The organism is Actinoplanes sp. NPDC026623, from assembly GCF_040638275.1.
GTDB lineage: Bacteria > Actinomycetota > Actinomycetes > Mycobacteriales > Micromonosporaceae > Actinoplanes.
The window spans coordinates 16,257-29,773 of the sequence record NZ_JBEZXZ010000019.1 but is presented as its reverse complement, the minus strand read 5'-3'; the positions used below and the strand labels follow the sequence as shown (position 1 = coordinate 29,773).

13 protein-coding genes are annotated in these 13,517 nt (G+C 72.1%); 9 read left to right on the top strand and 4 right to left on the bottom strand.

Features of this window, described 5'->3' with window-relative positions; all coding sequences use genetic code 11:
* Positions 1–42 precede the first annotated feature (42 nt).
* The 5 genes from AB0F10_RS08690 to larC are packed head-to-tail and all read left to right on the top strand — an operon-like array spanning position 43 to position 4,124.
* Entirely contained in the window at positions 43–1,035 is a 993-nt protein-coding gene (locus AB0F10_RS08690) for a methyltransferase (protein ID WP_360621537.1), read from the top strand.
* Positions 1,036–1,086: 51 nt separating this feature from the next.
* Positions 1,087–1,359: an SAM-dependent methyltransferase gene (locus tag AB0F10_RS08685; RefSeq protein WP_360621535.1), complete on the top strand. Its 273-nt coding sequence runs from the start codon at positions 1,087–1,089 to the stop codon at positions 1,357–1,359.
* A gap of 53 nt (positions 1,360–1,412) precedes the next feature.
* Positions 1,413–2,234, top strand: a complete 822-nt coding sequence (gene larE / locus AB0F10_RS08680; RefSeq protein WP_360621533.1) for an ATP-dependent sacrificial sulfur transferase LarE — start codon at positions 1,413–1,415, stop codon at positions 2,232–2,234.
* Positions 2,227–2,901, top strand: a complete 675-nt coding sequence (gene larB, locus AB0F10_RS08675; protein WP_360621531.1) for a nickel pincer cofactor biosynthesis protein LarB — start codon at positions 2,227–2,229, stop codon at positions 2,899–2,901. Before larE ends, larB begins: the two co-directional genes overlap by 8 nt.
* Positions 2,898–4,124, top strand: coding sequence for a nickel pincer cofactor biosynthesis protein LarC (gene larC / locus AB0F10_RS08670; protein WP_360621529.1), 1,227 nt, complete (start codon positions 2,898–2,900; stop codon positions 4,122–4,124). The genes larB and larC overlap by 4 nt, the downstream gene beginning before the upstream one ends.
* 25 nt (positions 4,125–4,149) lie before the next feature.
* On the opposite strand, the gene ileS is transcribed toward larC, so the two are convergent.
* Entirely contained in the window at positions 4,150–7,266 is a 3,117-nt protein-coding gene (gene ileS, locus AB0F10_RS08665) for an isoleucine--tRNA ligase (protein WP_360621527.1), read from the bottom strand.
* A gap of 294 nt (positions 7,267–7,560) precedes the next feature.
* Positions 7,561–8,592, bottom strand: coding sequence for a Ppx/GppA phosphatase family protein (locus AB0F10_RS08660; RefSeq protein WP_360621524.1), 1,032 nt, complete (start codon positions 8,590–8,592; stop codon positions 7,561–7,563).
* Between the two features lie 260 nt (positions 8,593–8,852).
* Here AB0F10_RS08660 and AB0F10_RS08655 point away from each other — a divergent pair, with 260 nt between their 5' ends.
* Entirely contained in the window at positions 8,853–9,506 is a 654-nt protein-coding gene (locus AB0F10_RS08655; protein ID WP_360621522.1) for a PhoU domain-containing protein, read from the top strand.
* Here the strand turns inward: AB0F10_RS08655 and AB0F10_RS08650 are convergent.
* Positions 9,485–9,817 (bottom strand): STAS domain-containing protein, encoded by a 333-nt coding sequence (locus tag AB0F10_RS08650; RefSeq protein ID WP_360621520.1) that lies wholly within the window; start codon positions 9,815–9,817, stop codon positions 9,485–9,487. The two genes, AB0F10_RS08655 and AB0F10_RS08650, sit on opposite strands and share 22 nt — an antisense overlap.
* A 123-nt stretch (positions 9,818–9,940) precedes the next feature.
* Between AB0F10_RS08650 and AB0F10_RS08645 the strand changes: the two genes are divergently transcribed.
* Positions 9,941–10,405, top strand: coding sequence for a hypothetical protein (locus AB0F10_RS08645; RefSeq protein ID WP_360621517.1), 465 nt, complete (start codon positions 9,941–9,943; stop codon positions 10,403–10,405).
* 99 nt (positions 10,406–10,504) lie between these two features.
* Here AB0F10_RS08645 and AB0F10_RS08640 read toward each other — a convergent pair whose 3' ends face one another.
* On the bottom strand, positions 10,505–10,927 hold the full coding sequence (locus AB0F10_RS08640; RefSeq protein WP_360621515.1) for a Uma2 family endonuclease: 423 nt from the start codon (positions 10,925–10,927) through the stop codon (positions 10,505–10,507).
* A gap of 395 nt (positions 10,928–11,322) precedes the next feature.
* Between AB0F10_RS08640 and AB0F10_RS08635 the strand changes: the two genes are divergently transcribed.
* Both AB0F10_RS08635 and AB0F10_RS08630 read left to right on the top strand, forming a co-directional pair.
* Positions 11,323–12,054 (top strand): hypothetical protein, encoded by a 732-nt coding sequence (locus tag AB0F10_RS08635; protein WP_360621513.1) that lies wholly within the window; start codon positions 11,323–11,325, stop codon positions 12,052–12,054.
* An 81-nt stretch (positions 12,055–12,135) separates the two neighbouring features.
* Complete coding sequence (locus AB0F10_RS08630) at positions 12,136–13,485, top strand: primary-amine oxidase (protein ID WP_360621511.1); 1,350 nt, start codon at positions 12,136–12,138, stop codon at positions 13,483–13,485.
* Positions 13,486–13,517 lie beyond the last annotated feature (32 nt).

The following is a 13,517-nucleotide window of genomic DNA, read 5'->3' as shown; positions in this document are numbered from 1 at the left end:
CGCTGCCCGCCGATGTGAGAGATTGCCAGCGGAGGTGAGTTCGTGCCCGAAAATGTGGATCTTGAAGCGATGGCCGACCTCGCCACGCCCTGGTGCGTGCGCGTGGCGGTGACCGTACGGGTGGCCGAGCAGATCGCGGCAGGCCGGGCCGGCGTCGAGCAGATCGCGGCCGTGGCCGGGGTCAACACCGACGCGCTGACCAGGGTGCTGCGGCACCTCGTCGGCCGCGGGGTGTTCGAGGAGCCGTCGCCCGGCGAGTTCGCCCTCAACGAGGCCGCGCGGGGGCTGATGGCACCGGAGCTTCGCGCCGGGCTGGACCTCGACGGCATCGGCGGCCGGCTGGCCGGACTGTGGTCCGGGCTGCTCACCTCGGTGCGGACCGGGGAGCCCGGCTACGCCGAGGTGTTCGGCCGGCCGTTCTGGGAGGACCTGAACGCCCACCCGGACATAGCGGCCGGCTTCGACGCGCTGATGGGACCCGAGGGCCACGGTGCACCCAGGCCCGACATCCTGGTCAGCGACGACTGGACCGGGGTGACCTGCGTGGCCGACGTCGGCGGCGGCACCGGCACCCTGCTCGCGGCGATCCTCAGGGCGCGGCCGGAACTGCGCGGCATCCTGGTCGACCTGCCCCGGACGGTGGCACGGTCGGCGGACAGCTTCGCCGAGGCCGGCGTGACCGACCGGGTGACCACCTTCGGCCAGAGCTTCTTCGACCCGCTGCCCGCCGGCGCCGAGCTGTACCTGCTGAAGTCCGTCATCTCCGACTGGCCGGACCCGGCGGCGCGGGAGATCCTGCGCCGCTGCGCCGACGCCGCCGGACCGTCCGGCCGGGTCGTGGTCATCGGCGGGGTGTCGCCGGGCCAGCCGGACGGCGCGGGCGACCTGATGATGATGGTGCTGGCCGGCGGCCGGGAGCGCAGCCTCGCGGACTTCACCGGACTGGCCGGCGAGGCGGGCCTGGAGGTCCTGGCGGCCGGCCGCAGCCCCGCCGGGAAGTACGTCGTGGAGTGCCGGTGCACGATGCCGCGGTAGCGCGGAGCGGGCGCACTTGCGCATGCGGCGCGGTTCCCGTAGAACGTGCGCATGGCGCTCACGGAGGACGAGACCTCGGCCCACCTTCAGCCCGATGTGCCGCACGCGGCGCGCATCTGGAACTACTGGATGGGCGGCAAGGACAACGTCGCCGCCGACCGGGCCGCCGGCGTGCCGTACATCCTGCGCAGCCCGGACGAGATCGGCAGCCTGTTCGACGGCCTGGAGATGGAGGAGCCGGGCCTGGTGCAGATCACGCAGTGGCGCCCGGACGGCGAAGCCGAGTGGCTGGACGCCTACGGCGCGGTGGCCCGGAAGCCATAACCCGCAACCGGATACCGGCCGCCGGCTGATCGCCCTGCTACGGAAGGGACGCCATGACAGACACGGCAGGCGTGACGGATCGGCTCGCCGGCATCGGGCGGCTCGGCGTCGCCTTCTCCGGCGGGGTCGACTCCTCGGTGCTGCTGGCGCTGGCGGCACAGGCCATCGGCGCCGGCCGGGTCGTCGCGATCCTCGGCGTCTCACCGAGCCTCGCCGCCGACGAGCGGGCCGCCGCGCACCGGGTCGCCCGGCACATCGGCGTCGAGGTCGTGGAGGTGTCCACGCACGAGGGCGACCGCGCGGCGTACCGGGCCAACGGGCCGGACCGGTGCTTCCACTGCAAGGACGAGTTGTTCACCCGGATCACCGACGAAGTCGTCGACGCGCACCGGCTGGACGCGGTCGCGTACGGGGAGAACGCCGACGATGCCCGCCGGCCGGACCGGCCGGGTTCGCGCGCCGCCGCCGGCCACCGGGTCCTGCGGCCGCTCGCCGACGCCGGGATCGACAAGGCCGCGGTACGCCGCATCGCGCGCGAGCTCGAGCTGCCGTGCGCCGACAAGCCGGCCGCGCCGTGCCTGGCCTCGCGCATCCCGCACTTCGCCGACGTCACCCCGGAGAAGCTGCGGCAGGTCGAGCTGGCGGAGGCGGCCCTGCGCCGGCTGGGCTTCGCCGACCTCCGGGTGCGCCACCACGGCGACATCGCCCGCATCGAGCTGCCGCCCGGGGACCTGCCGCGCGCCGTCGCCGACCCGCTGCGCGGGGCGATCCTCGACGCCGTCGTGGCGGCGGGCTTCCGGTTCGCCGCCGTCGACCTGGCCGGCGTGCAGTCGGGCGCGTTCACCCTTCCGTTCGTCCAGATCTCCCATGCCTGACGACGTGGCCGCGTTCGCCGACCTCGACCTCGGCCGGACCGCGCGGCGGGGCTACCCCGAGGCGGTCTACTGCGCGGGCAAGACACCCGGGCAGGTGGCCGCCATCGCCGCCGCGGTCGGTGCCCGGCCGGAGGTCGTCACGCTGTTCACCCGGGCCACCGCCGCGCACGCCGCGGCGATCCTGGGAGAGCTGCCGGACGCCTGCCACGACGCCGACGCGGCGCTGCTGGCCTGGCCGCCGCTGCCGCCCGAGCCGGCCGGTGGGCTGGTGGTCGTGGTCGCGGCCGGCACCTCCGACCTGCGGGTCGCCCGCGAGGCGTTGCAGACCGCGAGCTACCTGGGCAGGCGTACCGAACTCGTCGTCGATGTCGGGGTGGCCGGCCTGCACCGGGTGCTGGCCCGGCTCGACCTGCTGCGCAGCGCGCGCGTCGTCGTGGTCGCCGCGGGGATGGACGGCGCCCTGCCGAGCGTGGTCGCCGGTCTCGTCGCCGCGCCGGTGGTCGCGGTGCCGACCTCGGTGGGGTACGGCGCCGCCTTCGGCGGGCTGGCGCCGCTGCTGGCCATGTTGAACTCCTGCGCGCCGGGGGTCGCCGTCGTGAACATCGACAACGGGTACGGCGCCGGGCACCTGGCCGCGCAGATCGCCGCGCCCGGTGAGCAGGCGTGACGGACCACCGGCACGCCTGGATCGACGCGTCCGCGGGCGTCGCCGGCGACATGCTCCTCGGCGCCCTCGTCGACGCGGGCGCGGACCTGCGGGCGATACGGCGAGCGGTGGACGCGGTCGTTCCGGGTGCCGTCGGGATCTCCTCGACCGTGGTGACCCGGGCCGGCCTGCGCGCCGTGCACCTGACCGTGGAGCCGCTGATCGCCGACTCGCCGCGGCGTACCTGGTCCACCATCCGCGACCTGCTCGCCGGAGCGGAACTGCCGGAGCGGGTCCGCGAGCGGGCCGGCGCGGTCTTCGCCCGGCTCGCCGGCGCCGAGGCGCGGGTGCACGGCCTCCCCGCAGCGGACGTGCACTTCCACGAGGTGGGCGCCCTGGACTCCCTCGCCGACGTCGTGGGCGTCTGCGCCGCCCTGGAGGACCTCGGGGTCGCCACCCTCAGCGCCGGCGAGGTCGCTGTCGGCTCCGGCCGGATCCGGACCGCGCACGGCGACCTGCCGGTTCCGGTGCCCGCGGTGGCGGAGCTGGCCCGGGGCTGGCGGATCCGCTCCGGCGGGGACGGCGAGCTCGCCACGCCGACGGGCATGGCGGCGATTCGCGCGCTCGCCGCGTCCTGCGGGGACCTGCCGCCCCTGCTGGTCGAGGCGATCGGGGTCGGCGCCGGCGGCCGCGACACCCCGGGACGGGCCAACGTGGTGCGTGTCGTCGTCGGTACGCGGGCCTCGGCCCGGGACCGTCCTTCCGAGCCGGCCGTGCTTCTCGAGGCCAACATCGACGACCTCGACCCCCGGCTGTGGCCGGGCGTCCTCGCCGGCCTGCTGGAGAGCGGTGCCGCCGACGCCTGGCTGACACCGATCGTCATGAAGAAGGGGCGCCCGGCCTACACCCTCGGCGTGCTGTGCCATCCCGGCCGGGCCGAGGCGCTGCGGGACCGCGTCTTCCGCGACACCAGCACGCTCGGCGTCCGCGAGGGCGCCCTGCGCAAGTACCCGCTGTCGCGTGCCTTCGTGGACGTCGGCGTGGCCGGCGCCACCGTCGCGGTGAAGGTGGGCCACGACCACGGGCTGATCACCCAGGTGATGCCGGAGTTCGACGACGTCGCGGCCCTGGCCCGCCGGCTCGGCCGCCCCGAGCGCCAGATGCTCGCCGACGCGGTGGCGGCGGCCGCCGCCGCCGGGCTCGTCGCCGGAGCCGCGCTACCGGGCAATGCCCGGCCCGCGTGACCACGGCGACGGCCGTCCCGCGCGGTCAGACCGGGCGCAGCCAGAAGGTCACGCCGAGGTCGTCGTCGCCGTGCGGCTTGGTGTCCCAGTCCGGCTCGCCCGGACCGAACGCGGTGGCCAGCACCTCGTCGGCGACCAGCGCGCGGTGCTCGGCCAGGGCGGCCGCCGTCTGCTCGCCGGCGGCGTCGTAGCGCACCTCGATCCGGTCGGAGATGTCCAGGCCGGAGGACTTGCGGGCCTCCTGGATCAGCCGGATGACGTCGCGCGCCAGGCCGGCCCGGCGCAGCTCCGGGGTGAGCGTGAGGTCCAGCGCGATCGTCGCGCCGGCCTCCGCGGCCACCGCCCAGCCCTCCCGCGGGGTCTCGGTGATGAACACCTCGTCCGCCGTCAGCTCGACCGGCTCGCCGTTGACCAGCACGGTGGCGGTGCCGGCGGCGAGATCCCGCTTGAGCGCGGCGGCGTCGGCGGCCGCGACCACCTTGGCGACGTCCTGGACGCCCTTGCCGAAGCGCTTGCCGAGCGGGCGGAAGTTCGCCTTGGCGCTGGTGTCCACGAGCGAGTCCCCCGACGACGAGACCGGCAGCACGGCCACCACGTTGAGCTCGGCGGCGATCTCGGCGACCAGTTCCGGGTCCAGCGACTCGAAGCCCTGCGCCGACGCCAGCGAGCGGGCCAGCGGCTGGCGGGTCTTCACGCCCGACTCGGCACGGGCCGTGCGGCCCAGCTCGACCAGCCTTCGCACCAGCGCCATCTGCTGCGCCAGGCCCTCGTCCACCAGATCGGCACGCACCTGCGGGTACGCGGCCAGGTGCACCGACTGCGCGGCGGTCGGCTCGACCATGGTGACCAGGTCCTGCCAGACCCGCTCGGTGATGAACGGGGTGATCGGCGCGAGCAGCAGGGTCACGGTACGCAGCGCCTCGTGCAGGGTGGCGAGCGCGGCCGGGTCGCCACGCCAGAACCGGCGCCGGCCGCGGCGCACGTACCAGTTCGACAGGTCGTCGACGTACGCCGCGAGCAGGCGGCCGGCCTCCTGGGTGTCGTACCCGGCCATCGCCTCGTCGACCCGGCCGACCAGCACGTTGAGCTCGGAGAGCACCCACCGGTCGAGCACCGGACGGTCGGCCGGGGCGGGGTCTGACTCCGACGGCCGCCACCCGGCCGCGCGGCCGTACAGGGCCTGGAACGCCACCGTGTTCCAGTAGGTCATCAGCGTCTTGCGGACCACCTCCTGGAGGGTCTGGTGCCCGACCCGGCGGGCCGCCCACGGCGAACCCGAGGCCGCCATGTACCAGCGGACCGCGTCGGCCCCGTGCCGCTCCATCAGGGGGATCGGCTCGAGGATGTTGCCCAGGTGCTTGGACATCTTGCGGCCGTCCTCGGCCAGGATGTGCCCCAGGCAGACGACGTTCTCGTACGCCGACCTGCCGAAGACAAGCGTGCCGACCGCCATCAGGGTGTAGAACCACCCGCGGGTCTGGTCGATCGCCTCGCAGATGAACTGGGCCGGGTAGCTGCGCTCGAACAGCTCCTTGTTCCGGTGCGGGTAGCCGAACTGGGCGAACGGCATCGCGCCGGAGTCGTACCAGCCGTCGATGACCTCGGGCACCCGCGTCGCGGTCGCCCCGCAGCGGCAGCCGAGCGTGACCTCGTCGATGTACGGCCGGTGCGGATCGAGGGTGCTCAGGTCCCGGCCGGCGAGCTCGCTCAGCTCCGCGAGGGAACCCACCACGGTCAGGTGGTCCTCGGGGCAGCGCCAGATCGGCAGCGGCGTGCCCCAGTAGCGGGCCCGGGACAGCGCCCAGTCGACGTTGTTGGTCAGCCAGTCGCCGTAACGGCCGTGCTTGATCGTCGCGGGGTGCCAGCCGGTCCGCTCGTTCTCCCGCAGCATGTCGTCGCGGACCTCGGTGGTGCGGATGTACCAGGACGGCTGCGCGTAGTAGATCAGCGGGGTGTGGCAGCGCCAGCAGTGCGGGTAGCTGTGCTCGTAGCTCAGCTCACGCAGCAGCAGGCCGCGCTCGCGGAGGTCCGCGACGAGCGGGGCGTCGGCGGCCTTGAAGAACATCCCGCCGACCAGCGGCACGGCCGGCTCGAACGTGCCGTCCGGGCGCACCGGGTTGACCATCGTCAGCCCGTAGGCGCGGCAGCTGGCGAGGTCGTCCGCGCCGAACGCGGGCGCCTGGTGCACGAGGCCGGTGCCGCTGCTGACGGTGACGTAGCCGGCGAGGATGACGAAGTGCGCGTCCGGCACGTCGACCAGGCCGAACGGCGGCTGGTAGGCCCAGCGCTCCATCTCGGCGCCGGTGAAGGCCTGCCCGGTACGCGTCCAGCCCTCGCCGAGCGCGTCGGCGACCAGCGCGTCGGCGACCACGACCCGTTCATCACCGTCGGTGGCCACCACGTACGTGACGTCAGGGTGCACCGCGACCGCCGTGTTCGAGACCAGCGTCCACGGTGTCGTCGTCCAGACCACCAGCGACGCCTGCCCGCCCAGCGGACCGGAGGTGAGCGGGAACCGGACGTAGACCGAGGTGTCGACGTCGTTCTCGTAGCCCTGGTCGAGCTCGTGCGAGGACAGCGCGGTCTGGTCCCGGGGGCACCAGGGCGCCACCCGGAAGTCCTCGACCAGCAGCCCCTTGTCGAAGATCCGCTTGAGCGACCACCAGACCGACTCCACGTACTCCGGGTCCATCGTCCGGTAGGCGTCGTCCATGTCGATCCAGAAGCCCATGCGCTCGGTCAACCCGGCGAACGCATCGGTGTGCCGGGTCACCGACTCGCGGCACGCCGCGTTGAACTCGGCGATCCCGTACGCCTCGATGTCCTGTTTGCCGGCCAGCCCGAGTTCCTTCTCGACGGCCAGCTCCACCGGCAGGCCGTGGCAGTCCCAGCCGGCCTTGCGGGGTACGTGGAAGCCCTTCATGGTCTGGTACCGCGGGAACAGGTCCTTGAACACCCGCGCCTCGATGTGGTGGGTGCCCGGCATGCCGTTCGCCGTCGGCGGGCCGTCGTAGAAGATCCACTCTGGCCGGCCCGCGCTCTGATCGAGGCTGCGGGCGAACACGCTGCCGGCGTGCCAGAAGTGCAGCACCTCGTGATCGAGCGCGGGCAGGTCGACCTGGGCCGGCACGGGTTTGTACATCGGACCTTCCTCCGTCGGGCGGACTCACCAACGGAGGGACGAGGCCGTGGCCCCGCGGTACCACCCTCCTTGACCGCGCACCAGCCACGGTCCACTCACTGTGTTGCGCCGGTTCTAATCGGCCCGCCGGGGCCTTTCTTCCGGTAGCTCCGGGGTGATCTTCACGCCGTGCACGCCCCCGGGCTCCCACCACCCCCGGGTCGCTCTGGGCTGCGTCCAGCGCTACTCGTCCCCATCAACGCTTACTGACCGTGATGCTAGCGCACGTCGGGAACGGGCGGCACGCGGTTTACCTCAGCGTTGGCCGGCCGCCGGCGGGCTCAGCTCCTGTGCCGCGCGGGGCCGGGGACGTGCCGCGGGGTGCCGGTCGTTGAGCGGCCACGGCCGCTGGGACGGCGCGGGTACGCCGAGGGTGTCCAGCCGGTGCAGAATCGCCCCCTCGCGAAGCGCCCAGGGGCAGATGTGCAGCTCGCTCACCCTCAGCGCCCGCATGGCGGCGTCGGCCACCATCGCGCCGGCGACGAGCTGATGGGCGCGGCCCGGGCTGACCCCGTCCAGGCCGGCCAGGTCGGCCGAGGCCATCCGGCTGATGAATCCGAACAACTGATGCAACCCGACGTCGGTGAGCATCCGCGGCGCCCGCAGCCCGGCGCTGGACGGCGCCGCCCCGGCGAGCCGGGCCAGCGAGCGGAACGTCTTCGAGGTGCCCACGGCGAGGTCGTACGATCCGCCCTGCCGCAGCCGGCGCGCGATCGGCGCGAGCGCCGCGTCCAGGTCCGCCGCGAGCAGGTCGAGGTCGCCGCGGGTGGGCGGGTCGCCGGTCAGCCGCTGCCGGGTGAGCCGTCCGGCGCCGAGCGGCACCGACAGGGCCACCTCGGGATCCTCGTCGAGGCCGGCCGCGAGCTCGAGTGATCCGCCGCCGATGTCGAGCACGAGCAGCCGCCCGGCCGACCAGCCGTACCAGCGGCGGACCGCGAGGAAGGTGTAGCGGGCCTCGTCCTCGCCGGACAGCACCTGCAGGGCGACGCCGGTCTCGACCCGAACCCGGGCCAGGACGGCGGCCGAGTTGCCCGCGTCGCGCACCGCCGAGGTGGCGAGGGCGAGCAGTTCCTCGCAGCCCGCGTTGATCGCGGCGGTCTTCGCCCGCGCCACCGCGCGTACGAGTCCGTCGGCCCCCGCGGCGGTCAATTGCCCCGCCTCGACGTGCTCGGCGAGCCGCAACTGGGTCTTCTCGGAGTGCATGGGATTGGGGTGGCCGCCGCGGTGCGCGTCGACGACGAGCAGATGCACGGTGTTCGAGCCGACATCCAGCACACCGAGTCGCATGACACAAAAGTATCCGCGGGGCAGGCGCGACCCGGCGGGCGAGCCTGAGTTTCATCCGACGTTCAGCGACCGTTTTCCCGTGGAACATGATCCAAGGCTCCTCGGTTCCGCATCGGCGCCTGTTATTGAATTCGTCAGCGAGACGCCGATGGTTTCCGCGAGCCCGCCGATATCGTCTGAAAGGATTCGACTCGCCGAATTCTCAGGGATCTCGGATCCGGGTCGCGGCCACCGGCCGGCGGCAAGCAAGGGAGAGAGTCATGCGCGAGGACTTCCAGGCCGAACTCGACCGGGTCAGCAGCACCCTGGTCACGATGGCGAGGGCGGTTCGGGAGACGATGCGGCAGGCCAGCAACGCCCTGCTCACCGCCGATCACACGATGGCCCGCCAGGTGACCGTCCGCGACGACGAGATCGACGTGCTCTACCGCGTCACCGAGGACCGGGCCTACGACCTGGTCGCCGGCCAGCAGCGGATCGCCGTCGACCTGCGCAAGGCCGTGACCGCGATACAGGTGGCCGCCGACCTCAAGCGGATGAGCGGACTCGCCGTCCACGTGGCCCGTTCCGTGCTGCGCCGTCACCCGACCCCCGCGGTCGTTCCCGAGCTGGCCGAGCTCTTCCGGGCGATGAGCACGGTGGCCGACGAGCTCTCCGGCAAGATCGTGTCGGCGTTGTCCGGCCACGACGCGGTCCTGGCCGCCCAGCTCGACCGCGACGACGACGCCATGGACCACCTGCACCAGCGCCTCTTCGCCGTCCTGCTCAGCCCGGACTGGCCGATGGGCGTCGAGGCGGCGATCGACGGCGCGCTGCTGGGCCGCTACTACGAGCGCTACGCCGACAACGCCGTCAACGTCGGCCACCACGTCGTGGTCCTGGTCACCGGCGGTCAGGCCACGACGCCGGTCTGATGCAGGCGCTGACGTGGCACGCCGGCCTTGGCGAGCAGCTCGGAGATCCGGCCGGTGGGGTTGTGGACACACAGGACGACCCGGTGGTCGTCGCCGAGTTCGCAGGCCGCGGACACGGTGCCGACGCTGATCGGGTCGAGGCGGGACACGGCGGACAGGTCGAGGATGAGCCGGAGCGGCCGGACCTTGCGTACCGCATGGACCAGAATGCGCTGGAGTTGCACCGCGTCGGCGGCATCGATGTCGCCCGAGGGCGTGATGACGACCGTGCCGTCCGGTTCCGTGCGCACTTCGATGGTGGGTGCAGCCATTCGGTCCACCCTTCGCAACCTTTTGTTCAGCTACCGGACAACGCTACGACCGCGTCCGCGCCGAGTCGATGGCATCATCGGCTCCACATGCCGGCCCGTCCGACGATCCCCGCGAGCGTCCCGATGACCATTCATTTCGAGATCGCGGGCTTCCTGCTCCCATGGGACCGGGTCGCCTACCGCGCCATGAACTTCGGGCAACCGGTTCCCGACCGGACCCCTTTCCGGTACGCGCTGCGCCGCCCGGTCCGCGAGTTCACCGAGCGGCTGGGACCGAAGCTCGAGCAATGTGTCATCGAACTGCGCGAGGACTACGAAAAATTCGGCGATGACGACGACGCGACCACCATCGCGCTGGCGGCGGCCGGGTGGCCGTCGGCCGCGGCCCTGCATCGCGACCACCCGGAGGTGATGTCGCTGGTCATGCGCCAGTACCTGTACTTCGACATCCTCGACGCCTATGCGCCGGCACGGGACTACGACTTCGTCATCAACACCGTCGACGACGTCGTCCGCGACGGTGACGACATCGTGACGACCGGCACGGGCTACGAACGCGGAGAAGGGAACGGACCTTGGCGGGCCTGACCGTTCCCCCGCCACCGGTGCGCGACTCTCCGAGCCGGACGCATCGAGTACGCGCCCCGATCTCTGAGGATGGGCCTTTTGTGGGCGGGGTCCTCGGGGCTACCGGCCGGGCGGGCGGATCCAATCTCCGACGTCCGCGCACCGGTCAGACGGTAGGCGTTGATCAACTTCCCCGGCGTCCCCCGAGCCAGCCAACCGCACCTCCGGGTCGAGAACGTATGTGTAAACGAGAGGTGCACCGGTGGCCGCCTGCTCGACCCACCAGTAGAACTGAATACCAGCCCGCGCGTACTGATCGGCCTTGACGATCCGGTCGGTCGTCTCCGACCCGGGTGAGACCACCTCGACCACCAGAAGCACATGCTCGGGCCGTGTCGGAGTGACGTCGATGGTCTCCGCCCGGTACACCGTCACGTCGGGACGACGATTGTTCAGCGGAACGTCCTGGAGCCGGACGTCGAAGTCGGTGTCGGCGTTCCAGTCCGGCCCCGCGGCGGCATCCAAGGCGTTGGCCAGGGCCAAGCGTCCGCGTCGACCCGATCTCGACCAGATCGACCGAGCGGGTCCGTGACTCAGTTCGGCTACGTGATGGTGCCGACGGCGAACCAGCCGAGGAGCCCACGTGACCTGCGCCACCGATCGGGCGAATCGACCAGAGGAATGCCGCAACGCCATCGGGCGGAGACAATAACCATGACGGCCATCGCCACTCTTGTTCACAATTCCGGTGCCGAGCTTCATCAATCCGCCGAACGTGACGGATTCAACTCGTCGTCATCGATTCCCTGCTGAGCGGGGGTCCGCCCCGCCGGAAGGGTCTTGTTCTCGGCGGACCGGGATCATTCGCTTACCTCGATCTCACGCGGCAGTCGGCATGATCTCCGTCGGATCGCAGACGACGGGGAGGAACGCCGACAGTGGATCGTTACAGAAAATGGGCCTGGGGCCTGGGTATCGCGGCGGTGACCGCGGTGACCGCCTTCAGTGTTGCCTCATGGCAGGCCAACGCCGCGCCCGCACCGAACACGCCGCCCGGGGCGGCCGCCGAACAGCCGAGGGTGTCCGATCCTCGGGTCGGCCCGGAGCCCGCCACCGGAACGGGCAGTGATCCGCTGACCAGCTCCGAGGTGGAGCGGGCCCGCAAGATCGCGGTGACCACCCAGCTCAAGGCCGGCGCCAAGGACGTCACGGGCGCAGCCGGGCCCGAGTACCTCTCGGCGGAGGTGGACACCGATTCCGCGGGCCGCCGTGCCGAGCTCTATTTCTACGACTACCGCAGCGACAAGCTCATCAAGCAGGTCGTCGACCTCGGCACGGGCAAGCTCGCCGGGTCGTTCTCCGCCGCGAAGATGCAGCCGCCGGCCTCGCAGCGCGAGGTCGCGGCCGCGCTCGACATCCTGCTCGCCGACCCGCTCGGGGCCGATCTGAAGGACGCCTACCGCACGGTCACGGGCAAGGAGCTCGCGGGCAAGGCGGGCCTGGTCGCGGACGCGCACGTCTACACGGCGGATCCGGCCGACACCGGTGCGCGCCAGTGTGGGAAGCGCCGGTGCCTGCAGCTCGTCGTACAGACCGAGGACGGCCACTTCATCGACGTCAATCACATCATCATCGACCTGTCCGGGCGCACGGCCGCCCGCCTGAAGTAGTCGGGGACCGCCAGCATGATGTACCGAAAGGCAGCCTCCGCGGCTGCTGCGATTCTGACCGCCACGACGATGGTGACCGGGATGCCGTCCGCCGCAACGGCGGCCCCCGCGCCCGCGCCCTGCGCCGCGCCCAACATGGTGAAGGAGACCCTGCCGAACGGAACCACCTGGCAGCTGTGCTGGCGCATGCACGACAAGGCCGGCCTGATCCTGGAGAAGATCTCGATCTCCTCGAAGCGCTACCCGCAGCCGGTGCAGGTGCTCGAGTCGATCCGGTTGGCGCAGCTCAACGTGCCCTACGACTCCGGCGAGACCGAATACAACGACCTGACCACGTACGGTTTCGGCGGTTACAGCCTGCAGACCCTCGCCGGTGACGACTGCAAGGGCGGCTCGGCGCGGGTCGGCTCCGACGGCAGCGAGGAGCCGGAGCGGCGCAAGGTGCTCTGTGTCAGCGCGGAGCAGTCCGGGCTCGCCTACCGTTCGCGCGAGGACGGCGACTGGGAGCACCCGACCGTCCTGTCGAAGGCGGGTCACGACCTGGTGCTGCGCTCCATCAGCAAGGTGGGCTGGTACGAGTACGTGACCGAGTATCGGCTGCACGACGACGGGCAGATCTCGGCCCGTCTCGGCGCGACCGGCGACCTCGCACCGGACGAGTACCTCAACGCCGACCGGGGCTGGCCGATCGGCAAGGGCGCCCGCGACTTCGCGGCGATGCACTACCACAGCGCGTTCTGGCGGGTGGACTTCAACATCGCGGGCAAGGGCGGCGAGCAGGTCGAGCAGTACGACACGAAGCTCGACGGTCGGGGCAGCAGCACGGCGCGGCTCAAGACCAGCCGTACCGTCATCGCCAAGGAGGGCACCTTCAACAAGGTGAACCAGCGCTGGTGGCGCGTGGTCAGCCAGAAGAGCAAGAACGAGGACGGGCACAAGCGCTCGTACGAGCTGGTCACCTCGGCCGACGATCGCTATGAGGGGCACCCGGAGACCAAGCCGGATGTGACGTTCACCGAGAAGAACCTCTGCGAGAAGTGGGCCACCGACAACGCGCAGGACCCGGAGTGCCCGGCGGGCAAGCGGACCATCCTCGACTTCGCCAAGGACAAGTCGAAGCTCACCGACCCGGTGATGTGGGTGCGGGTCGGCTTCCACCACGTGCCGCGCGACGAGGACCAGAGCCCGATGCCGCTGCACTGGCAGGGCTTCGACCTGCTGCCGCGCGACTTCTTCCCGATGAACCCGCTCACCCCGGCCGTCCGCGCGAGCTCCAACGGCCAGGCGACGGAGCCGCCGGGCGACGGCGCTGAGCCGTCGGTGCCGGCCGCCAGCGGCGAGCCGACGCAGACCCCCACCCAGCCGACGCCGACCCCCACCCGGCCGGCGCCGTCGTCACCCACCAGTTCACCGTCGCAGTCCCGCCGGTAACCAGCCGTGAGCAGGTGCCGGTCCGGTCTCGC